Source organism: Micromonospora sp. Mcm103 (assembly GCF_024519755.1).
GTDB classification, from domain to species: Bacteria; Actinomycetota; Actinomycetes; order Mycobacteriales; family Micromonosporaceae; genus Micromonospora; species Micromonospora aurantiaca.
The window spans coordinates 24,953-44,884 of record NZ_JALJRJ010000032.1; the positions used below are offsets into that span (position 1 = coordinate 24,953).

Genomic DNA, 19,932 nt, shown 5'->3' on the forward strand with positions numbered 1-19,932 from the left:
AACGTCTCGTCCCGTTGTCAGCGAGCGCCGCTAGCTCAACTGGCAGAGCAGCGGACTCTTAATCCGCGGGTTCGGGGTTCGAGTCCCTGGCGGCGCACAGATGGCAGAGGCCCTGGTTCGTTCACCCCGAACCAGGGCCTTTTCGTCGTGCCCGTTCGGACGCCGCAACCTGGCCGGACCTCGGACCCATCGACTGCCGGGCGGAATAGATCATATTCTGACCCGTCGAAGGAGGCCGTCGTGTCCGCCACCCGGAGCGTGCTCACCCCGGCCACCTCGGCCGGTCCGGCCGGCCTGCGCCCCCGCACCTGGACCGCGCTGATCGTGCTCGGGCTCGTCGGGCAGATGGCCTGGACCATCGAGAACATCTACCTGAACCTGTTCGTGTACGACACGATCACCGACGACCCGAACGTGATCGCCACGATGGTCGCCGCCAGCGCCGTGACCGCCACTGTCGCCACCCTGCTGCTCGGCGCCCTCTCCGACCGGACCGGCCGGCGCAGGTCGTTCATCGCGGGCGGCTACCTGCTGTGGGGCGTCTCCACCGCCGCCTTCGGCTTCCTGACCGTGGGTTTCGTGGAGGACATCGCGCCCGTCGCGAACGTCGTGCTGGTCACGGCGATCGCGGTCATCACGCTGGACTGCCTGATGTCCTTCCTCGGCTCGGGCGCCAACGACGCGGCGTTCCAGGCGTGGGTCACCGACGTGACGGAGCCGGCGAACCGTGGCCGGGTCGAGTCGGTGCTCGCGATCATGCCGCTGGTCTCGATGCTGGTGATCTTCGGCGGGTTCGACGGGCTGGCCCGCACCGGGAACTGGCAACTGTTCTTCGTGATCATCGGCGCGATCATGGCCGTGGCCGGTCTGCTGGCCTGGTTCCTGGTCGAGGACAGCCCGTCACTCGTCCGGCACGAGGGCGGCTACCTGCGCGCCGTCGTACACGGTCTGCGCCCGGCCGCCGTCCGGGCCAACCCGGGGCTCTACCTCGCCCTGGCGGCCTGGTCGATCTGGGGGATCTCCACCCAGGTGTTCCTGCCGTATCTGATCATCTACCTGCAGCGGTATCTGCGGATCGAGGGGTACGCGATCGTCCTGGCCGTCGTCCTCGTCACGGCGTCGGCGGTCAGCGTGGTCGGCGGGCGGCTCATCGACCGCGTCGGCAAGGTGCGTTTCCTGCTGCCGGCGGTAGTGGTCTACGGCACCGGCCTGGCGCTGATGTTCTTCGCCCGCGGCATGGTTCCCGTGATCGTCGCCGGGATCGTGATGATGTCGGGCTTCATGCTCGTCCTCGCCCCGATCGGCGCCATCGTGCGCGACTACTCACCGCCGGACCGGGCCGGCCATGTCCAGGGGCTGCGGATGGTCTTCGCCATCCTCGTCCCGATGCTCGTCGGTCCCTACCTCGGTGCCGCCGTGATCACCGGCGCCGGCGAGGTCTACGAGGACCTCGGCGTGGTGAAGCAGGTCCCGACGCCGGGCATCTTCCTCATGGCGCTCGCAGTGCTGGTCCTCATCGCGGTGCCGGCCGTGGCGCTGCGGCGGCGGGAGCGGGAGGCCCGGGCATGACGCTGCCGACCCCGTGGGGTGCCGCGCTCGACCCGGAGCGTGTCCTGCCCGAGTATCCCCGCCCGCAGTTCGCCCGGGACAGCTATCTCAACCTCAACGGCCGGTGGGAGTACGCGATCACCGGTTCCCCCGCCGAGCCGGAACGCTACGACGGCGAGATCATCGTGCCGTTCTCCCCGGAGTCCACGCTCTCCGGCGTCGGGCGGCAGCTCCAGCCGGGCGAGACGCTCTGGTACCGCCGCCCGCTGACCCTGCCGGCGGGCTTCCACGCTGCCGGCTCGCGGTTGCTGCTGCACTTCGGCGCGGTCGACCAGACCTGCGAGGTCTACCTGAACGATGTTCCGGTCGGCGGCCACACCGGCGGGTATCTGCCGTTCACCTGCGACATCACCGACGCGCTCCGCGACGACGCCAACGTCCTGGTCGTGGCGGTCCAGGACGACAGCGACACCGGCCACCACTCCCGGGGCAAGCAGCGGCTGCGCCGCGGCGGCATCTGGTACACCGCGCAGTCCGGGATCTGGCAGACGGTGTGGGCCGAGAGCGTGCCCGCCGTACACCTGCGGCACCTCACCCTGACCCCGCTCCTCGACGAGCGGTGCGTCGAGGTGACGGTGCACGCGCCGGCGGATGCCGGCGACGCCGGCATCCGGATCCTGGCCGACGGGATCGCGGTGGCCGAGGCCACCGCACCCGTCGGCATGGCCGTTCGCATCCCGATCCCCGAGGTACGGCAGTGGAGCCCCGAGGACCCGTTCCTCTACGACGTGATCGCCGAGCTGGGCGCGGACCGGGTACGCAGCTATTTCGGCATGCGCTCGTTCGGTGTCGGACCGGACCCCGACGGCGTGCCCCGGCTGCTGCTCAACGGCCGGCCGTACTTCCACGCCGGGATCCTCGACCAGGGCTACTGGTCGGACGGCATGTACACGGCGCCCTCGGACGAGGCGATGATCGCCGACATCGCCACCATGAAGCGGCTCGGGTTCACCATGCTGCGCAAGCACATCAAGATCGAGCCGCTGCGCTGGTACCACCACTGCGACCGGCTGGGGATGCTCGTCTGGCAGGACATGGTCAACGGCGGCAGCGGTTACCACTCGCTGGTCGTCACCGCGCCGGCGGTGACGCCGCTGCGGCTGCCCGACCGGGGCCGGTGGCGGCGCTGGTTCGGCCGTGCCGACGCCGGTGGACGGGACCGGTTCCGGGCCGAGCTGCGCGACACCGTCGAGCACCTGCGCAACGTGGTGAGCCTCGCCGTGTGGGTGCCCTTCAACGAGGGCTGGGGGCAGTTCGACGCGGCCCGGATCGCCCGCGAGGTCGCCGAACTCGACAGCACCCGTACGGTCGACCACGCCAGCGGATGGCACGATCAGGGCGGCGGCGACCTGCGCAGCCTGCACGTGTATTTCCGCCGCTTCCGGGTGCCGCGGCGACGCGGCGACCGGCGGGTGCTGGTGCTGTCCGAGTACGGCGGCTACAACCTGCGCGTCGACGGGCACGCCTTCAGCCGCAAGGATTTCGGCTACCGGCGGTGCCGGAGCGCCGGGGAGCTGGCGGAGGCGTTCACGCGGCTGCACACCGAGCAGATCGTGCCCGCGATCCGGGCCGGTCTGAGCGCGACCGTCTACACCCAGCTGTCCGACGTGGAGGACGAGCTCAACGGTCTGCTCACGTACGACCGGCGCGTGGTCAAGCTTCCCGAGGAGGTGGTCCGGCAGGTCAACGAGCGGCTGCGTCACCAGCGGTTCTGAGCTTCCTCCGCCCAGCCGACCAGGCCGTCCACCCCCACCCGTTCGCCGTCGTCCGCCTGGGCCCAGCCGGAGAAGTGCCCGAAGCACTGGTGGGTCTCGCTGGCCACGACGCCGAGGTTGGTGCGCGAGATCTTCTCGTGGAACGGGTGGAACTCCACAGCGACCCGATCACCGCTGATCCGCCACGGCCGCAGCCAGTCGTGGCGGTCGTAGCTCCACTGCAGTTCGGCGCCGAGCTTGTGCAGCCGGCCGCCGACGAACAGCGCGTTCTCGGTCGAGCCGGTGCCGTCGGTCCACTTGCCGCCGAGCTGGATCGACACGTCTCGTCCGCTGCCCGCCGCCCAGTTCCAGGTGATCGCGTACGGCCACTTGCCCCGGCCGTGGTCGAGCACGGCGAACGAGTCCCGCTCGTCCACGACGTGCGTCGTGCCGTCGACCCGTAGCGAGCCGCGCACCGGGCGCCCGACGTCCTTGACCGTGTACTGGAACCGGCGCGTGCTCCACGGGACCACGACGCCGAGCGACTCGTGGCCGGGCGGGAGCGGCACCACGAGATCGATCTCGATGCCGGGTGCGGTGGCACGGATCGTGCTGCCCTCGCCTGTCTGGTCGATGTCGATCGACAGGCCGCTCCCACGGGCGACCACGGTGCCCGCGCCGCTGCACGGCGGCAGCACGGCGCCACGGGCGAACGGGACCACGACGTCCTTGCCGGTCTCGACCTTCGTGGCGCGGTCGAGCACGTAGACGCCGTGCACCCCGGCGTAGTCCAGCGACGACGCGACGAGACCGACGATGTGGGTGGGCGTCACGATCCCCCAGTACTCCCAGCGCTTGGCCCTTCCCCAGCCGCGCAGGTTCGCCCGGTGCAGCGGCCGGCGGGTCCAGCCGACCGCGGCGGGGTTGAGCCGCCCGTCCGGCAGGCACAGGTCGACCGGCTCGACGATCTCCTTCTCGTGCGTCATCAGCGGAGCCTAGCGACCGCCTCAGTAGTCGATGTTGATGGCGGCGACCTGGCGGCTGCCGTTGAAGACGATCGCCGGGCCGGCGAAGCGGGAACTGGCGTACGTGAGCGCCGTCTTGTGCCCGGGGCTGTTGAACCAGGCCTCGATCATCTGCTCCGGCGAGGAGTTGCCGGACGACGCGAACAGCACCTCGTGCCCGCAGTGCTGCAGGCCGCTCGCGTTCAGGTTCTGCCGTACGCAGGCCTCCGCCTCGCGGTGCTGCGCCGCGCCGAGCTTGACCTCGGTCAGCCCGAGCGCGCGACGCCGCTCGTTGAGCAGCACCAGCAGCCGCCGTTCGGCGGCTGAGACACCCGTCGACGTGCCAGCGGACCGGGTCGGCGACGGGGTCGGCTTCGGTGACGGCTTCACGGACCTGGCGGGGCTCGGGCGAGCGGTGGTGGGGGACGGCTTCACCGCGGGCGGGGACGACTCCACCGGGGTCGGGGAGGGTGTGAGCGACGGTGCGGCGGTCGCGGCCGGGGGCTGCGCGGCTGCCACGCTCGCCGGCCGCGGTTTCGGCTCGCTCGGGTAGTTGGCGAGGACGAGCGCGCCGCCTCCGGCCACCGCGACGGCGGCGACGACGCCGACAAGCGTCTTGGACAGGGAGAACGCCGACCGCGTCCCGGCGGTCACGATCTGCGCGCCGGGCGGGACGGCGTGCGACGGCGAGGCGACGGTGCGCAGGTGGTGCGTGACGTCCGAGGCGAGATCGGCCGGGATCGGGGTGAGCGCCAGACCGGCCAGCAGCCGCTCGGCGGGGACCAGGTCGTTCGTCGCGTCCGGGCAGTGCGGGCAGTCCCGGATGTGCCGGGCGAACCGCTTGCGCCACACCGGCGCGGGCCGGCGGTCCCAGCCGCCGGCCGTGTCAGCCAGGGCGGCGCAACCGGGCCGGGCGGTGAGGGCCCGCACGACCAGCCGGGCGGTGTCCAGCTGCGCTTTCATCCGGGACACGCGCACTGTCACGTGGTGCGGGGCCAGCTTCAGGGCGTCGACCAGGTCGGCGCGGCTGAGGTGACCGGCCTCGACCAGCCACCACAGCGACAGCAGGTGGCGGTGGTCGTCGTCCAGCCAGCGCGTGGCCAGGACGACCTCCCGGCGCTGGTCGGCGAGGCGGAGCTGGGTCAGGGTCAGGTCCTCGAAGTCCGAGCGCGGGTCGATCACGTTGTCGATGTCCTCCGGCGGCGCCGGTGTGGTGTGCCGGCGCTGCGTGTGGGTGCGGATCTCGTTCATGGTGACGGCGACCAGCCACGAGCGGAAAAGCTGCGGCTCGCGTACGCCCGGCAGCCCGCGGACGACGCTCAGCATCGTGTTCTGCACCACGTCGTCGACGTCTGCCGACCGGTTCAGCGCCCGGCCCACGATGTTGTAGACCAGCGGCAGACAGTGCGAGACCAGCTCGTCCATCGCCGCGCGGTCGCCGCGGCGTGCCGCTTCCACCACCGCCGACATGCCGGCCCTGCTCGGGTACGCGGGATAGGACACGCTCACAACCTCGCCTTCACGGAACGATCTCGTACACCGTGGAGACTGTCCGGTACGTGCTCAGGTCACACAAAATGCGTGCGGTGTCGGAGGAGAGCGCTATCTTCTCCGCCATGCCATTGATCACAGTCACCGACGAGGTCGTCGGTGCGCCGAGCGGGCCGGCGTGGACCATCGAGGTCTTCGAGGAAGAGGTACGGCTCGACGAGCTGATCCGGCGGCGGGTTTCGCTGGAGATCGTCGAGTCCGGTGTGGACGCCGACCCGGAGGAGCGCAGCCGGACGACTCTCGACGCGTTCGGCCGCAACGCCTTCGTGGTGCTCGTCGACGACCGCCAGGTCACCGCCCTGGACGAGAAGGTCCGCCTGCACGCGGGATCCCGCGTCACCTTCCTCAAGCTCGTTCCGCTGGTGGGTGGCTGAGTGGACACGTACGACCCGGAGCCGGCGCTGCGCGATGTGATCACCACCGTCGAGGGCTGGTACGAACGCCCCGACCGGACCCTCAACGAGTCATCCCGGCTAAGGTTCGTCGACAAGGTGGTGACGGTGTGCGGCTGGGCGCCGGCCGGCTCGGTTCCGGCGCTGCTCGCCGCGCTCAACGAACCGCGCGGGCCCGGCGATTTGGCTCCGCCGCAGGCCGAGCTGTTGGCGGAGGCCACGCGGCAGGCCGAGTCGGTCGCCGCCGCCGTGGCCGACCTGGCCGGTGACGACGCGGATCACGACCGCCGTGCCGCCGCCGCGCTGACAGTCGCCGGCCGTCTGCCGCGGCTGCCGCTTCAGCACGAGAGCCCGTGGGACCGCGCTCGGGGCGAAGCGTGGCGCCGGACGGAGGAACTCCTGGCCGCACAACCGGCGCCGGTACGGCAGGTGGTGTTCGACGTGTTGACGGTGCCGGGGGAGCACCGCGCCGGGCAGGGCAGGCTGATCAGTGCCGTCAGATCCGGCGGCGGGATCGACGGCGCGTCCTGGCTGGACCGGCTCGGCGGTCAGGCATGGCTGGGGTTCGGTGGCTGGAGCATCGGCCTCAAGCGGTTCACCTGGGAGGCCATCCAGGCGCAGGCGTCGGCCGGGCGGGTGAACCCGGCGGCGCTGGCGAACTGGCGCCGGACCCGGATCGAACGTTCGCTGAGCGACATCAGCGACGAGGCCGACCGGATGTGGCCGATTCCCAACGTCGGTGAGCAGTGGGCCGACCGCGCCGTCGCGGACATCGAGGCGATGCCGGCGGATCGCCGGTCCGCGTGGGAGGCGCTGCTGGCGCACTGTCGGGTCGAGGTGGACAAGGCGAAGCCGACGGCCGGTTGGCGCAAGCAGGCCCGGTCGCTGCTCGACGCGGTGGGCGTCGACGATTTCACCGCCCGGCTCGACGACTGGCTCCCGCTCGTCGGGCAGGCGCGCCGCCTGCCGCTGCGCATGACCATATGCTGCCCCGGCCACATCAAGGACATGCCACCACGGATGATCGACCGCTACAACGTCGGGCTGCTGTGGGGACTGATCTCGACGCGGACGATGTGCCCGCCGTCCGAGCAGACACTGCGCAGTCTCGGCCAGATCGCGGAACGGGCCGCCCGCAAGATCTCCGGCCACGGCCCGGCGAGCCCGAAACTGGCGAACGTCGCGGTGGCGGCGCTCGTCGACACCGATCACCCGGCCGCGCTCGCCCAACTGGCGCGGCTGTCCTCGCGACTGACCTACAAGAGCACCCTGCGCCTGGTGGAGAAGGGGCTGACCCGGCACGCCGAGGCGCGCGGTGTCAGCCGGGAGGACGTCGAGGAGATGGCCCTGCCCGGCTTCGGGCTGCCGCTCGCGGACAAGCTGGGCGACTGCTCGTACGAGCTGGAGGTGCGCGGCGTCGACGCCCTACTGGTGTGGCGCAACGCCGACGGCAAGGTGGTCAAGGCCCCTCCGGCGCAGGTGCGCAAGGAACACGGCGACGAGGTGAAGGAGCTGAAGGCAACGGTCGCTGACGTCGCCGCCACGCTCGTCGCCACCCGCGACCGGCTGGAAGGGCTCCTGCGGCGCGACCGTTCGTGGACCGTCGAGCAGTGGCGCGAACGGTTCCTCGACCATCCGCTGGCCCGTACCCTGGCCCGGCGTCTCGTCTGGACCGTCGACGGCATTGCCTGCTGCTGGGCCGGTGAGGCGCTGCGAACAGTGGACGACACAGTGGTCGAGCCGGCCGACGAGGCGACGGTCCGGCTGTGGCATCCGGTGCTCGACCCCGACGCGGTGGGGCCGTGGCGGGACTTCCTGGCCCGGCATGAGATCACCCAGCCGTTCAAGCAGGCACACCGGGAGCAGTACCTGCTCACCGACGCGGAGCGGGCCACGGGGACGTACTCCAACCGGTTCGCCGCGCACATCGTGCGTCAGCACCGGCTCAACGCGCTGCTGTCCCGGCGCGGCTGGTCGTACGTCCAGCACCGCAACGACGGGGCCTCGTACAACCTGCCCCGGCTGGCTCTCCCGGACTGGGGGTTGCGCGCCGAACTGGGTGTCGCCGGAATCGAGGACCGGGGCGACGACCTCGTGTTCGACACGATGGGGACCGACCAGCTGTTCTTCGTCCGGGGAGAGCGCCTGCCGGTTCCGCTGGCGGAGGTTCCGCCGGTCGTGCTGAGCGAGGTGATGCGCGACGTCGACCTGTTCGTGGCCGCGGCCGGGGTCGGATCCGACCCGGACTGGTACGACGGCGGCCCAGCGGGCCGGTACCGCGACTACTGGGCGCGGAACAGCTTCGGCGACCTCACTCCCACCGCCCGGACGCGCCGGGACGTGCTGGCCGACCTGATCCCCCGGCTGGCGATCGCCGATCGCTGCACGCTCACCGACAGGTTCCTGGAGGTACGCGGCGACCTGCACACGTACCGCATCCACTGCGGCTCGGGCAACATCCTGATCGCACCGGACGAGCGGTACCTGTGCATCATCCCGGACTCGGCGAAGGCGAAGGAGCCGGAGATGTACCTCCCCTTCGAGGGTGACAGCCGGCTCACCGAGATCATCAGCAAGGCGTTGCTGCTGGCCGCCGACAAGAAGATCAAGGATCCGGTGATCCTGCGCCAGCTGTGAGGCAGCCGGCGGGCGCCGGGCCCAGGGTCAGCCTGGTGCCCGCTTCGGCAGCAACAGCTCCTCGTGGTCGAGTTCGCGTTCCAGCACGCGCAGTTCCTCGTCCGGCAGCCGTCCGGAGTCGCGCCACCGCAGCAACTCCTCGCGTTGCGCCTCGAGGACGGTCCGGCGGACCCGCAGCGCCGTCTCGTACTCCGGTGAGGTGGGCAGCTCCGACGATCCGCTCTGCTGGATCAGGTCGAGCCGCCCCCGGTAGCGGGCCAGCCGGGTCTGCAACTGGGCCCGCGTGGTGTCGACGGCGACAGTGCTGTCCGGCTCCTCGGCGGCGACGGTGTCGAGGCGGGCCAGGGCGGCCTCGACCGCTGCCGAGCGGGCCTCGTTGCGTACCCGGGCCTGGTCGGCCTCGTTTGCGCGCAGGCCGAGCATCCGCACGAGCGGCGCGAACGTCAGGCCCTGCCCGACCAGCGTCACCAGGACGACCACGAACGTGCAGAACAGCAGCAGGTCACGATCGGGGAAAGGGTCTCCGCTGCGGGTGGTCAACGGCAGCGTGAAGATCGCGGCGAGGCTGATCACGCCACGCGTACCGGACCAGCTCAGGGCCACCACCTCGCGGGCGGTCAGGCCGCGTTCCCTGCGGTCGACGCCGCCGAGCCGGCGTGCGGCGTCAGGGTCGTCGGTGTCGTCCTGTTCGGCGACGCCGCCGAGCCGGGTGTGCAGCGACCGGGGGAGCCACTGGGTCAGGATCAGCCAGGCGGGGCGCAGGAGCAGCACCACGCCGACCGACACGGCGACGGCGATGACGATCGTCGACGTCTCGTACTGGCGCAGGCCCCGCACGACGGCGGGGAGCTGCTGGCCGATCAGCAGGAAGACGAAGCCTTCGAGGAGGAAGTCGACGAGCCGCCACACGGCGTTGGTCTGGAGGCGGGCGGCCCCGGAGCCGAACTGCGGTGTCTGGTGGCCGACGATCAGGCCGGCGACCACCACGGCGAGCACGCCGGAGACGTGCAGCGCCTCGCCGAGCAGGTACGCCACGAACGGTGTCGCGAGCGAGATCGCGTTGGACAGCAGCGGGTCCGCGGTGAGCGGCCGGACCAGCCGTTTCGCCCGGGCGACGACCACGCCCACCGCGATGCCGCCTGCTGCCGCCAGCACGAACTTCCCGATCGCGGCGGGGAACGAGAACGTGCCGCCCACGGCGGCGGCCACCGCGACGCTGAGCATGGTCAGCGCGGTAGCGTCGTTCAGCAGCCCTTCGCCCTGAATGATCGTGACCATCTTCGGCGGCAGGTTGACCCGGCGGCCCACGGCCAGGGCGGCGACCGGGTCGGGCGGGGCGATCGCGGCGCCGACAGCGATGCCTGCGGCCAGCGTCGCGCCGGCCACGAACAGGTGGAACCCGACGCCCACGAGCAGTCCGGTGAGGAGCACCAGAACCACGGAGAGGCTGACCACGATCCGCAGGTTGCGGCGGATGTCCAGCAGGGAGGAGTCGAGCGCGGCGCTGTAGAGCAGCGGTGGCAGCACGACCATGAGCACGAGGTCGGGGTCGAGGCCGACGTTGGGGCCGGGGAGCAGCGCGTACGCGATGCCGATGAGTGGCAGCAGCGCGGCTGCCGGCAGACCGGTCCGGGAGGCCACCCACCGCACGGCGACGACGACCGCGACGGCGGCGAGCACGAACAGCAGTGTCGAATGGGTGCTCACCCCGACCGACAGTACCCGCGTCGAGATCATCATGCGACGCGGACGGCACCGTCAACCGAGGGTTGACGGCCCTGAGATCGTCAACCTATGGTTGACGCATGGAGGAGACCGAACCGCTCAAGATGACCCATCCGGTACGACTCGACGACCTCATCGACGGCATCAAGAAGGCGCACACCGACGCGCTCGACCAACTGGCCGGTGCCGTTCTCGTCGCCGACCACCTGGGCGACGTGGCCGACCACCTGATCGGGCACTTCGTCGACCAGGCGCGCCGCTCCGGCGCCTCGTGGACAGAGATCGGCCGCAGCATGGGCGTGACGAAGCAGGCTGCCCAGAAGCGTTCCGCCGCCAAGGCGGAGACCGCCGCCGCGCTCGACCCGAACTCGGGATTCGGCCGGTTCACCCCGCGCGCCCGCAACGTGGTCCTGGCCTCGCAGGAGGAGGCGCGGACCGCGGGCAACGCCGAGATCACCCCGGGACACGTCGCGCTCGGGCTGCTCGCCGAGCCGGAGGGGCTGGCCGCCGCGGCGATCGTGGCCAACGGCGTACCCCTGGAGCGGCTGCGGGAGGTCGTCACCGCGACGCTGCCGGCGAAGGCCGACCCGGTCCCGGACCTGATCCCCTACGACGCGCGGGCCAAGAAGGTCCTGGAGCTGACGTTCCGGGAGGCGCTGCGGATGGGGCACAACTACATCGGTACGGAGCACATCCTGCTCGCCCTGCTGGAGGAGGAGGGCGACGACGGCGTGCTGCGCGGCCTCGGCCTGGAGAAGTCCGCGCTGGAGTCGGCGTTCGAGGCGGCGCTCGCCGAGATCAGCCGGAAAGGGGCCTGACCCCGCGCCGGGCACGCGTCACGGGGGCGCGTGCCCGGCGTCCGGGCCGTCAGCCGGCGACGGGGAAGCCGTACCGGGCGGCGTGCTCCGGGTCGGCCGGGTCGACCTGGCGGATGCCGGCGTCGGCCAGGCGCTTGTTCACCTCGTCGAGGTGCTCCCGGACCAGCCGGGCCTCCTCCTCGGTGACCCGGCCGCGGTGCGGGCGCCCGGCGTGCTCGATGGTGCCGTAGTCGATCTTCTCGGTGGCGCGCCGGGCCTTGGGCGGCTTGACCCGCTCGGCGGTCCGCAGCAGCTGCGCCATCGGTACGTCGGTCGCCATCGCGTCGAACTCGCTGGCGGTCAGCACGACCCGGCGCGGCTCACCGTGGCCGTGCCGGTCGTAGATCTCCACCACCGCGACGTCGAGCGCCGCGTCGTCGATGCTCTCCACCTCGACCGCGGTGGCGTCCAGCTGCACGGGGCCGGCGACCAGGTCCGGGTGCTCCAGGACGACGACCTTGACCACCTCGTCGTCGGGGCTGAGCACCTGACCGGTGAAGTCGGAGACGTGGATCGTCTTCTTGCCCATGCGCGGAGCTTCTCCTGTCGTAGGCCGGAAATCGGACCACAAGACGCTACCGCACAGGTGTGCGAAGGCCGGTACGCCGCCCGGCCGGTGTGTCGCCGCCCGCCCTCAGAGCGTCGTGAGGCCACGCCAGGAGGCGGTGCCTGCCGGTTGCGCGTTCAGTTCGGCCCAGGAGAGTCCCCGGTCACGGGCCTCGCGGTACGCCGGCTGCGCCGGGAACCGTCCGGCGTCTGCGGCGGCCCGCCAGCCGCGCTCCGGCTCCTGCTGGAATCGGTCATTCGGTTCGTGAGGCATGACCACTACCGTCCCAGAGAAACTTGTCCATGTATGAAAATGAATATGACGCAGGGTCGATGCCTTCGGTTCCGTGAAGCGCCGGAAGTCCTGCGGCCGGTGGCGGAAGCAGGAATCGGCGTCCGTCGCTGGCGTGCCGACCCTCTACCCATCGGCCGCACGTCTCAACCCCGGCGCGATCGCGGAATTCGGCGGACACGGGCGCGGCTTCCCGGCGTACCATGATCACGTGCTCGACCGGCGGGTCTTCCTTCATCTGGCGACCTGGTTGGGGCAGTGGCCGGCGGGCCCCGGGCTGCACGTGGTCCGGTCCTACCGCCGCGCCCGCCCGGCCTGGGACGGGCGGCTGCGCCCGGCCGTCGCGGTGACAGCGGACGGCAGCACCGTCCTCTCGGTGGCCGCCGACCGGGTCGAGGCGGTCCGGACCCTGGTGCGCGACCGGCCGCTCGGGGAGTGGCTGCCCGACCTGCCGGGCGCGGTCGGCACGCCCGAGTTCATCGCGCACACCTCGGTCTTCCGCTGGTGCACCGACCCGGCGCCGCTGCCGGAGGTGGGGGAGTGGGTGCCGCCCACGCTGCCCGGGCTGCCGCCGTGGCTGCGGCTGTTCGACAGGGAGGTGCTGGTGGTCCGGGGCGCCGACGGTGCGTACCAGGCCGGCGTGGGGATCAAGCGGCACGACGCGTACGGGCACGAGCTGGCGGTGGGCACGGTGCCGGCGGCGCGCGGGCGCGGCCTGGCCCGGCGGCTGGTCGCGCAGGCGGCCCGCCGGGTGCTCGACGAGGGGGCGATCCCCACCTACCTGCACGAACCGGGCAACGCGGCGTCCGGCCGGGTGGCCGAGGCGGCCGGGTTCCCGGATCGCGGCCTCACCGCGTTCGGCGTGTTCCCCCGCTGAGCCGGCCTGGCGCGGACCGTGGATCCCGGGCCGGATCCACGGTCCGCTGCTCTCCCCCAGGCCCCGACATCGGTAACGCTATGTGTTAGTGCCGGTGGTCAACAAGGGGTGTGCCACTGTCCGGTTACGGACTCTCACCTGCGTAATCGCTGGCAGGCGCGGCGGCGAGGTCAGTGACGCAGCGTGTGGATCAGGGCGAGCGCCTGACGGGTGACGGGCCGCAGTACGCGCAGCCGGGACAGCCCCACCAGCCGGTCCACGAGCGGCACCACGCCGTCGATGAGCTGCCGGGTCTTCACCTGCCCCGCCGAGCGGTCGTGCACCCAGTAGAGCACCACCCCCATGTAGCCGAGCCAGAGCAGCTCGGGCAGTGCCTCGCGCAGCTCCTCGTCGAGCTTGACGGTGGACCCGGTGAGCGCCTCGCGGAACAGCGCGACGGACATGTCCCGGGGCTCCGACGACTCGGCGGAGAACGGGCTGAGCGGCGAGGTCGGCTCGGCCGCAGTCTTGAAGAAGGCACCGGCGAACGCGTGGTACGGGCTCAGCACGTCGATGCCCGCGTGCAGCACCCCGGCCAGCCGCGGGCCGAAGTCGCGCTCCCGGGCGAGCACCGGATCGGCCGCCTTCCGGTGCTCACGCTGGGTGCCCGCGTAGAACTCCTGGACCAGGTGCTCCTTGGAGCCGAAGTAGTAGTAGGCGTTGCCCACCGCCACGCCCGCCTCCTGGGCGACCGCGCGCATCGTCGTGCGGGCGTATCCGCGCTCGCGGAACAGCCGCATCGCGGTGTCCAGGATCAGCTGGCGGGTCTGCTCACCCCGGGCCGTCGACCCACCCGGGCCACCCGCAGCTGTCGTCGGCGCACTCTGCTCGGTCATCGTCGTCACCGTATCCCGGTTCCCGGATCCGCTCGCGGACCGCGGAGGCCGCCGCCACCACCTTGCGGGCCAGCGGCAGCAGGTGTGGACGGGCCAGCCGCTCGGCCGTACCGCGATGCTCGGTGAGCGCCCACAGGCAGGCGAACCAGGCGCCGTCGCCGCGGTAGACCGCGCCGGTGTCGGCCACCACCGTCAGGTCGCGCAACGTCGCGTCGTGGTCCAGCCCGGGGAAGCGCCGCCGGGCCTCGGCGGAGCCGGCCGGCACGAACTCCAGCGGTACGAGCTGGGCGCGCGAGGCGAGCCAGCGCCGGGCGGCCCGGCACATCGGGCAGTCCGCGTCGAACAGGACGGTGAACCCGCGGATCCCACCGGCCCCGTGCCCGGTGGGATCCTGCGGGTGCCCGCCCGGGGCGGACGTCACCGGGCCGGCGGGTTCGGGCCCGCCGGTACCGGTCCGCCCTGCGGCGGGAGCATCCTGACCGGCGGCAGCGGCGGGTGAGTGGCCTGCTGCCGCAGGCGGCCGCGCCGGTAGCGGCCGAGCGCGAAGACGTTGAAGAAGTGCAGCGCGCCGAGCACCAGCAGGACGAACCCCACCTTCATGGAGAGCTGCTCCAGCGCCTGGCTGGTGTCGCCGACCGGACCGGACTCCTTCATCGCCACCGTGACGTAGCCGAGGTTGAGCAGGTAGAAGCCGACCACCAGCAGGCTGTTGACGGCCTCGGCCAGCCGGCTGTCGGCGAACACGTCCTGCAGGAACACCAGCCCGTTGCGGGACAGTGCCCGTGCCACCCAGACGGTGAGGCCGATGCTCACCGTCAGGTAGGCCAGGTACATCCAGACCTTCACGTCCATCCCCGTAGCCTCTCTTGAACGTGTTCAAATCACTGGCGCCCTGAGCGTACGACAGATTTTGAACGTGTTCAAGAGAGCGGTCCGCCGCCCTTCCGGGCAGCGGGCCGCGTGGAGGTGCGGGTCAGGCGGTCAGGCCGAGCGCGTCGGCGGCGGCCCGGCCGTTGGCGTGACTGGCGCCGTGGGTGGCGACGAACGCGCGCGCGCCCGCCGGCCGCCACGCACCAGGCCAGCCCATCTCGACCACAGTCACCCGATGCGTGGCGGCCAGCGCCTCGACCAGCTCACGCGCGCCGGGCAGCCGGTGCAGGTGCCGCCCGACCAGCACGACCGGCCGGTCCCCGGCGAGCCGCCGCAACTGCTCCGGGTCGGTCTCGCCCGCCACCGCGCGAGCCTGCTCGACCCCGGCGGCCAGGTGCGGGCCGAGCCCCCACGGCACCCGCCCCTCGGCGATGGTGGAGGTGGCGTGCACCTGCACCACCAGCGGCGCGGTGTCGCGGACGAGGTCGCCCTCCACGCGTACCGCCCGCAGCGCGGCGGCGTAGCCGAGGCCGTCGGCGGCGGGCGGCGGGGCGTCGGCGGGGCCGGTGGTGGCGGCGAGCGCGGCGGTCCGGCCGGCCGCCTCCTCGACCCGCTCGCGCGCCAGCCGTCCGCCGGCCATCGCCGCGACGATCTCGGCGGCGACCGACTCGACCAGCTCGGCGTCCACCCGGGCGCCGATGCAGAGCAGGTCCGCGCCGGCGGCCAGGGCCCGGACCGCGCCCGCGCCGACCCCGCCCGCGGCGAGCACCGCACCCTTCATCTCCAGCGCGTCGGTGATCACCGCGCCGGTGAAGCCGTACTCGACGCGCAGCAGGTCGTGCAGGACCGCGCGGCTGAACGTGGCCGGGCCGTCGCCGGTCAGCGCCGGCACGCGGATGTGCGCGGTCATCACCGCGCGGACGCCCGCGTCCACCACGGCGGCGAACGGCGGCAGGTCGCGTTCCCGCAGGACGGCCGGCGGCACGTCGACAGTGGGCAGCTCGTGGTGCGAGTCCGCGACGGTGGCGCCGTGCCCGGGGAAGTGCTTGGCGCAGGCGGCCACACCGGTCGACTGGAGACCGGCGACGGCGGCGGCCGAGTGGACGGCGACCCGCTTCGGGTCCGCCCCGAACGAGCGGGTGCCGATCACCGGGTTCTCGTCGGCGGTGTTCACGTCGACGGTGGGGGCCAGGTCGACGGTGATGCCCAGCGCGGCCAGTTCCGCGCCGATCGCCGCGTACACCCGGCGGGTGAGGTCGGGGTCGTCCACCGCGCCGAGCGCGGCGTTGCCGGGGTACGGGCTGCCGATGGCGTGCGCCAGCCGGGTGACGTCGCCGCCCTCCTCGTCGATCGCGACGATCACGTCGGGGCGGCCGGCGCGCAGTGCCGCCGTGGACGCCGCCACCTGGGCCGGGTCGTGGATGTTGGTGCCGAACAGGGTGTGCCCGGCGAGCCCGTCGGCGAGCAGGTCGACCGCCCAGTCCGGCGGGACCGGTCCCGGGTACGCCGCCAGCAGCGTGCCCAGCGCGAGCCGGCGCAGTCCTGGATCCAGACCCACGAGTATCCCCTTTCCCTGCCGGGTCGTCCGACCTCCGCGGATGGGGGTGGCCGATACGCTAACGGACACCCCTCGGCAGGCGTTTTGTGGTTAGAAAACTTTACTGAAAATTGAGGACGACGGCATGAGTGCGACCCGGCTGCCCGGCACCCCCCGACTCCTGCGGGCGCTCAACGATCGTGCGGCGCTGGAGCTGCTGCTCGAACGTGGCCCGCTGACCCGGGCCCGCATCGGTGAGCTGACCGGGCTGTCCAAGGTCACCGCGTCCCAGCTCGTCGAGCGGCTGGAGGAGCGCGGCCTGGTCGCCCGGGTCGGCGAGCAGGCCGGCGGGCGGGGCCCGAACGCCCAGCTCTACGCCGTCCGGCCGAGCAGCGCGTACGTGGTGGGCGTGGAGGTGGGGGCGGAGCGGGTGGTGGCGGCCTGCGCCGACATCACCGGCACCGTGGCCGGCCGGGTCGAGCAGTCCACGAAGGACACCGACGACCCGGTCGGCGTGGTGCACAACGCCGTGGTCCAGGCGGCGGCCAGTGCCGGTGCGGAGCTGTCCGCCGTCCGGCGCGTCGTGCTCGGCACCCCCGGCCTGGTCGACCCGCAGACCGGCGACATCACGTTCGCGTTCAACCTGCCGCGCTGGCACAGCGGCCTGCTCGCCGCGCTGCGCGAGGACCTGGACACCCCCGTCGTGTTCGAGAACGACGTGAACCTCGCCGCGGTGGCCGAGGCGCAGTCCGGGGCGGCCCGTGGCACCGCCGACTTCGTGCTGGTCTGGGTGGACGCGGGCGTCGGCCTGGCCATCATGCTGGGCGGCCGGCTGCACCACGGCAGCAGCGGCGCGGCCGGCGAGATCGGCTACCTGCCGGTGCCCGGCGCGCCCATCCCGCGCGACGTGTCCAAGCGGGCCAAGCCGGCGTTCCAGCAGCTCGTCGGCGCCGACGCGGTACGCGCGGTGGCCGCCGAGCACGGTTTCGCCAGCCCGGACGCGGCGGAGCAGGGCGTGGCGGCGGCCCGGGCCGCCGAGGTGGTCCGCGCGGCCATCGCCGCCGGCACCGCCGGTGGGCCGATGCTCGACGAGCTGGCCCGGCGGCTGGCGCTCGGTGTGGCGAGCACCTGCGTGGTGCTGGACCCGCCGCTCGTGGTGCTCGCCGGGGCGGTCGGCCAGGCCGGCGGGGCGGCGCTGGCCGAGCGGGTGCAGCACGAGGTCGCCGCGATCACGCTGGTCCGGCCCCGGGTGGTGACCACCGGGCTGACCGAGGAGCCGATCCTGCGCGGCGCGCTGCGGACCGCGCTGGACGCGGTACGCGACGAGGTGTTCGGCTCGACGGTCGGCTGACCGCGTCGTGCACCCTGGCGCCATGTGAAGGAATCCTTCATCATGGCGCCAGGGTTCGCAAGGAGTTGCCGGGATGCGGCTCCGGTCAGATCAGGTCGCGGCGACGGAACACCGCGAACGCCGCGGCCACCAGCGCGCCGGTGAGCCCGAACAGCACCACCACGCCCGACGTCCAGGTCAGCGTGTAGGAGCCGTCGCAGTAGCCGGAGATCCCGGGGCCGCAGGCGTTGTTGTCCCAGAGCCGTACCTCACCGGACAGCCAGGCCGCCAGATAGCTGGACAGCATGTACCGATCAGGCCGGCCGACCTCGAGGATCTGGAACACCAGCCGCGCACCCAGCTCCCACACCACCACGTACGCGGCCACCGTGCCCAGCGCCGCCGAGGTGTGCCGGCCCAGCGTGGCCACGGCGAACCCGAGCGCCGCGGCGAGCAGCACCAGCACCAGCCCGCGTACCCAGATCGCGCCAAGCGACGGCCAGAAGTCGCCACCGGTCCGCCCGACCAGGCCGGACGCCTGGCCGATCAACCAGAACGCCCCGAGGTACGCCGCCGACGCCAGCACCGACAGGCCGAGCAGCCCGCCCAGCAGCGTGCCGAGCTTCGCGGCCAGCACAGTGGGCCGCCGGGGCCGCCACAGCAGCAGGTTGACCACCCCGCCCGAGTTCAGGTCGGCCCCGATGTAGGAGGCGCCGACCAGGAACCCGAACAGCGTCAGGAACGCGATCAGGAAGTAGAGCAGTGGCTCGGCCTCCTTGGCGAAGACGAAGACACCGCTGAGGTAGTCGGCAGCGCTCGGCAGATCCTCGAGCTGGGCCGGATCGATCTGGGCGCAGTCGCGCGGCAGGTAGTCGCTCTCGCCCGGCGGGAGCGAGCCCTCCCGGATCCGCAGGCAGCGGTCGTACGTCATCTCCATCTGGCGCACGCTCTCCGCCGCCTGCGCCTGCGCCCGGCTCAGCTCCGCCGGGCTCGGCCGGTGCGAACCGGCGAGGGTGGTCACCACTGTCACCGCGAAGGCGACAGCCAGCAGCACCATCATGAGCTGCACGAAACGCCGGGCGGCCAGCCGCTCCAGCTCGGCACGGACCAGGTTCACGCGTCCACCTCCCGGGTCTCCCGGACGTCGAGGTCGATCACTCCGTCGCTCGGCGGCGCGCCGTCGACCTGCCGCGGCACCGCCACGTGCTCGTGGCCGCCGGTCAGCTCCAGGAAGACGCTCTCCAGGTCCGGCCGCAGCGGGACCAGCTCGCGTACCCACATGCCCTGCTCGCCGAGCGTCCGGCTGATCGTCTCCGGATCCTGCACACCGGTCACCACCAGGTGGTCCGGCGCGACGGCCACCGACAGGCCGGCCCGGCCCAGCAGCTCCCCGGCCCGCTCCGGGTCGGCCACCCGGACCCGCCACTGGTGCTGGTCGAAGCCGGCCAGCACGTCCTGCACCGGCCCGTACGCGACCCGCTGCCCCCGGCTCACGATCGTCACGTGGTCGCAGATCAACTGGATCTCGGCCAGGATGTGGCTGGACAGCAGCACCGTCACCCCGGCCTCGGCCAGCGACCGGGTCAGGTCGCGCATCTCCCGGATGCCGGCCGGGTCCAGCCCGTTCGCCGGCTCGTCCAGGATCAGCAGCTCCGGGTTCTTCAGCAGGGCCGACGCGACCGCCAGCCGCTGCTTCATGCCCAGCGAGTAGCCCTTGACCCGCTCGTCGCCCCGGTCGCGCAGCCCGACCTGCTCCAGCACCTCGTCCACCCGGCTGGTCGGCACACCGCCTGCGAGCGCCAGCAACCGCAGCGTCCGGTGCGCGGTGAAGTTGGCGAAGAACTGCGGGCTCTCCACGATCGCGCCGACCCGGCCGGCCACGTCCGGCAGGTGCTCGGGGGACTCGGCGCCCAGCACGCGCATCCGCCCGGAGTCCGGCCGGACCAGCCCCAGCAGCGCACGCAGCGTGGTGGTCTTCCCGGACCCGTTCGGCCCGAGGAAACCGTGCACCTGACCCGCCTCGACCAGCATGTCGAAGCCGTCGACGGCGACCCGGCGCCCCTGGCGCAGCGTGTGGAACGTCTTGCGGAGACCGGCGATCTCGATGACCGCGCTCATCCGCGCGCCTTCCGGCAGC

18 protein-coding genes and 1 tRNA gene are annotated in these 19,932 nt (G+C 72.4%); 8 read left to right on the forward strand and 11 right to left on the reverse strand.

Going from position 1 to position 19,932, the window contains the following annotated elements; all coding sequences use genetic code 11:
* The first annotated feature begins 24 nt into the window (after window positions 1–24).
* The 3 genes from OC439_RS28320 to OC439_RS28330 all read left to right on the forward strand — a co-directional run bounded on the left by OC439_RS28320 (window position 25) and on the right by OC439_RS28330 (window position 3,323).
* Window positions 25–97 (forward strand) — tRNA-Lys (locus OC439_RS28320).
* Window positions 98–240: 143 nt separating this feature from the next.
* The gene (locus OC439_RS28325) at window positions 241–1,569 is read left to right on the forward strand and encodes an MFS transporter (protein ID WP_262016097.1); all 1,329 of its coding nucleotides are present in this window, start codon (window positions 241–243) and stop codon (window positions 1,567–1,569) included.
* On the forward strand, window positions 1,566–3,323 hold the full coding sequence (locus tag OC439_RS28330) for a glycoside hydrolase family 2 protein (RefSeq protein WP_262016098.1): 1,758 nt from the start codon (window positions 1,566–1,568) through the stop codon (window positions 3,321–3,323). Before OC439_RS28325 ends, OC439_RS28330 begins: the two co-directional genes overlap by 4 nt.
* Here the strand turns inward: OC439_RS28330 and OC439_RS28335 are convergent.
* Together OC439_RS28335 and OC439_RS28340 are read right to left on the reverse strand one after the other, a co-directional pair.
* A complete protein-coding gene (locus OC439_RS28335) occupies window positions 3,308–4,288 on the reverse strand; it encodes a DUF2804 domain-containing protein (RefSeq protein ID WP_262016099.1) in 981 nt (326 codons plus the stop codon). The genes OC439_RS28330 and OC439_RS28335 overlap by 16 nt on opposite strands.
* Window positions 4,289–4,309: 21 nt before the next feature.
* Window positions 4,310–5,809, reverse strand: a complete 1,500-nt coding sequence (locus OC439_RS28340; RefSeq protein ID WP_262016100.1) for a sigma-70 family RNA polymerase sigma factor — start codon at window positions 5,807–5,809, stop codon at window positions 4,310–4,312.
* A gap of 113 nt (window positions 5,810–5,922) precedes the next feature.
* On the opposite strand from OC439_RS28340, the gene OC439_RS28345 reads away from it, so the two are divergent.
* Both OC439_RS28345 and OC439_RS28350 read left to right on the forward strand, forming a co-directional pair.
* A complete protein-coding gene (locus tag OC439_RS28345) occupies window positions 5,923–6,231 on the forward strand; it encodes a hypothetical protein (protein WP_262016101.1) in 309 nt (102 codons plus the stop codon).
* Window positions 6,232–8,886, forward strand: a complete 2,655-nt coding sequence (locus OC439_RS28350) for a DUF4132 domain-containing protein (RefSeq protein WP_262016102.1) — start codon at window positions 6,232–6,234, stop codon at window positions 8,884–8,886.
* A gap of 27 nt (window positions 8,887–8,913) precedes the next feature.
* Here the strand turns inward: OC439_RS28350 and OC439_RS28355 are convergent, their stop codons facing one another.
* On the reverse strand, window positions 8,914–10,626 hold the full coding sequence (locus OC439_RS28355) for a Na+/H+ antiporter (RefSeq protein ID WP_262016103.1): 1,713 nt from the start codon (window positions 10,624–10,626) through the stop codon (window positions 8,914–8,916).
* Between the two features lie 65 nt (window positions 10,627–10,691).
* Between OC439_RS28355 and OC439_RS28360 the strand changes: the two genes are divergently transcribed.
* Window positions 10,692–11,429 carry a Clp protease N-terminal domain-containing protein gene (locus OC439_RS28360; RefSeq protein WP_262016104.1) on the forward strand — a complete coding sequence of 246 codons (738 nt, stop codon included), beginning with the start codon at window positions 10,692–10,694 and terminating at the stop codon, window positions 11,427–11,429.
* A gap of 49 nt (window positions 11,430–11,478) precedes the next feature.
* On the opposite strand, the gene OC439_RS28365 is transcribed toward OC439_RS28360, so the two are convergent.
* Both OC439_RS28365 and OC439_RS28370 read right to left on the reverse strand, forming a co-directional pair.
* Window positions 11,479–11,997 carry a hypothetical protein gene (locus tag OC439_RS28365; RefSeq protein WP_262016105.1) on the reverse strand — a complete coding sequence of 173 codons (519 nt, stop codon included), beginning with the start codon at window positions 11,995–11,997 and terminating at the stop codon, window positions 11,479–11,481.
* 105 nt (window positions 11,998–12,102) lie between these two features.
* Entirely contained in the window at window positions 12,103–12,288 is a 186-nt protein-coding gene (locus OC439_RS28370; protein ID WP_262016106.1) for a DNA repair protein, read from the reverse strand.
* A gap of 229 nt (window positions 12,289–12,517) precedes the next feature.
* Here OC439_RS28370 and OC439_RS28375 point away from each other — a divergent pair, with 229 nt between their 5' ends.
* Window positions 12,518–13,183, forward strand: coding sequence for a GNAT family N-acetyltransferase (locus tag OC439_RS28375; RefSeq protein ID WP_262016107.1), 666 nt, complete (start codon window positions 12,518–12,520; stop codon window positions 13,181–13,183).
* Between the two features lie 170 nt (window positions 13,184–13,353).
* Here OC439_RS28375 and OC439_RS28380 read toward each other — a convergent pair whose 3' ends face one another.
* The 4 genes from OC439_RS28380 to OC439_RS28395 form a co-directional block, all read right to left on the reverse strand.
* A complete protein-coding gene (locus tag OC439_RS28380) occupies window positions 13,354–14,058 on the reverse strand; it encodes a TetR/AcrR family transcriptional regulator (protein ID WP_262016108.1) in 705 nt (234 codons plus the stop codon).
* Window positions 13,994–14,479, reverse strand: a complete 486-nt coding sequence (locus tag OC439_RS28385) for a thiol-disulfide oxidoreductase DCC family protein (protein ID WP_262016109.1) — start codon at window positions 14,477–14,479, stop codon at window positions 13,994–13,996. The genes OC439_RS28380 and OC439_RS28385 overlap by 65 nt, the downstream gene beginning before the upstream one ends.
* Window positions 14,476–14,910 (reverse strand): hypothetical protein, encoded by a 435-nt coding sequence (locus OC439_RS28390; RefSeq protein ID WP_194799604.1) that lies wholly within the window; start codon window positions 14,908–14,910, stop codon window positions 14,476–14,478. Before OC439_RS28390 ends, OC439_RS28385 begins: the two co-directional genes overlap by 4 nt.
* Window positions 14,911–15,031: 121 nt before the next feature.
* Window positions 15,032–16,486: a glycoside hydrolase family 3 protein gene (locus OC439_RS28395; protein ID WP_262016110.1), complete on the reverse strand. Its 1,455-nt coding sequence runs from the start codon at window positions 16,484–16,486 to the stop codon at window positions 15,032–15,034.
* 124 nt (window positions 16,487–16,610) lie between these two features.
* Between OC439_RS28395 and OC439_RS28400 the strand changes: the two genes are divergently transcribed.
* On the forward strand, window positions 16,611–17,816 hold the full coding sequence (locus OC439_RS28400) for an ROK family transcriptional regulator (RefSeq protein WP_262016111.1): 1,206 nt from the start codon (window positions 16,611–16,613) through the stop codon (window positions 17,814–17,816).
* Between the two features lie 85 nt (window positions 17,817–17,901).
* Here OC439_RS28400 and OC439_RS28405 read toward each other — a convergent pair whose 3' ends face one another.
* Together OC439_RS28405 and OC439_RS28410 are read right to left on the reverse strand one after the other, a co-directional pair.
* Window positions 17,902–18,912: an ABC transporter permease subunit gene (locus OC439_RS28405; protein WP_262016112.1), complete on the reverse strand. Its 1,011-nt coding sequence runs from the start codon at window positions 18,910–18,912 to the stop codon at window positions 17,902–17,904.
* Window positions 18,909–19,913: an ATP-binding cassette domain-containing protein gene (locus OC439_RS28410; protein WP_262016113.1), complete on the reverse strand. Its 1,005-nt coding sequence runs from the start codon at window positions 19,911–19,913 to the stop codon at window positions 18,909–18,911. Before OC439_RS28410 ends, OC439_RS28405 begins: the two co-directional genes overlap by 4 nt.
* Between the last annotated feature and the right edge of the window lie 19 nt (window positions 19,914–19,932).

Excerpts from the sequence above, each read along its gene's own strand:
- OC439_RS28380 (WP_262016108.1), bottom strand. The coding sequence starts at position 14,058 with ATGACCGAGCAGAGTGCGCCGACGACAGCTGCGGGTGGCCCGGGTGGG.
- OC439_RS28330 (WP_262016098.1), top strand. The coding sequence starts at position 1,566 with ATGACGCTGCCGACCCCGTGGGGTGCCGCGCTCGACCCGGAGCGTGTC.
- OC439_RS28360 (WP_262016104.1), top strand. The coding sequence starts at position 10,692 with ATGGAGGAGACCGAACCGCTCAAGATGACCCATCCGGTACGACTCGAC.
- OC439_RS28370 (WP_262016106.1), bottom strand. The coding sequence starts at position 12,288 with ATGCCTCACGAACCGAATGACCGATTCCAGCAGGAGCCGGAGCGCGGC.
- OC439_RS28355 (WP_262016103.1), bottom strand. The coding sequence starts at position 10,626 with ATGATGATCTCGACGCGGGTACTGTCGGTCGGGGTGAGCACCCATTCG.
- OC439_RS28345 (WP_262016101.1), top strand. The coding sequence starts at position 5,923 with ATGCCATTGATCACAGTCACCGACGAGGTCGTCGGTGCGCCGAGCGGG.
- OC439_RS28365 (WP_262016105.1), bottom strand. The coding sequence starts at position 11,997 with ATGGGCAAGAAGACGATCCACGTCTCCGACTTCACCGGTCAGGTGCTC.
- OC439_RS28410 (WP_262016113.1), bottom strand. The coding sequence starts at position 19,913 with ATGAGCGCGGTCATCGAGATCGCCGGTCTCCGCAAGACGTTCCACACG.
- OC439_RS28335 (WP_262016099.1), bottom strand. The coding sequence starts at position 4,288 with ATGACGCACGAGAAGGAGATCGTCGAGCCGGTCGACCTGTGCCTGCCG.
- OC439_RS28390 (WP_194799604.1), bottom strand. The coding sequence starts at position 14,910 with ATGGACGTGAAGGTCTGGATGTACCTGGCCTACCTGACGGTGAGCATC.
- OC439_RS28400 (WP_262016111.1), top strand. The coding sequence starts at position 16,611 with ATGAGTGCGACCCGGCTGCCCGGCACCCCCCGACTCCTGCGGGCGCTC.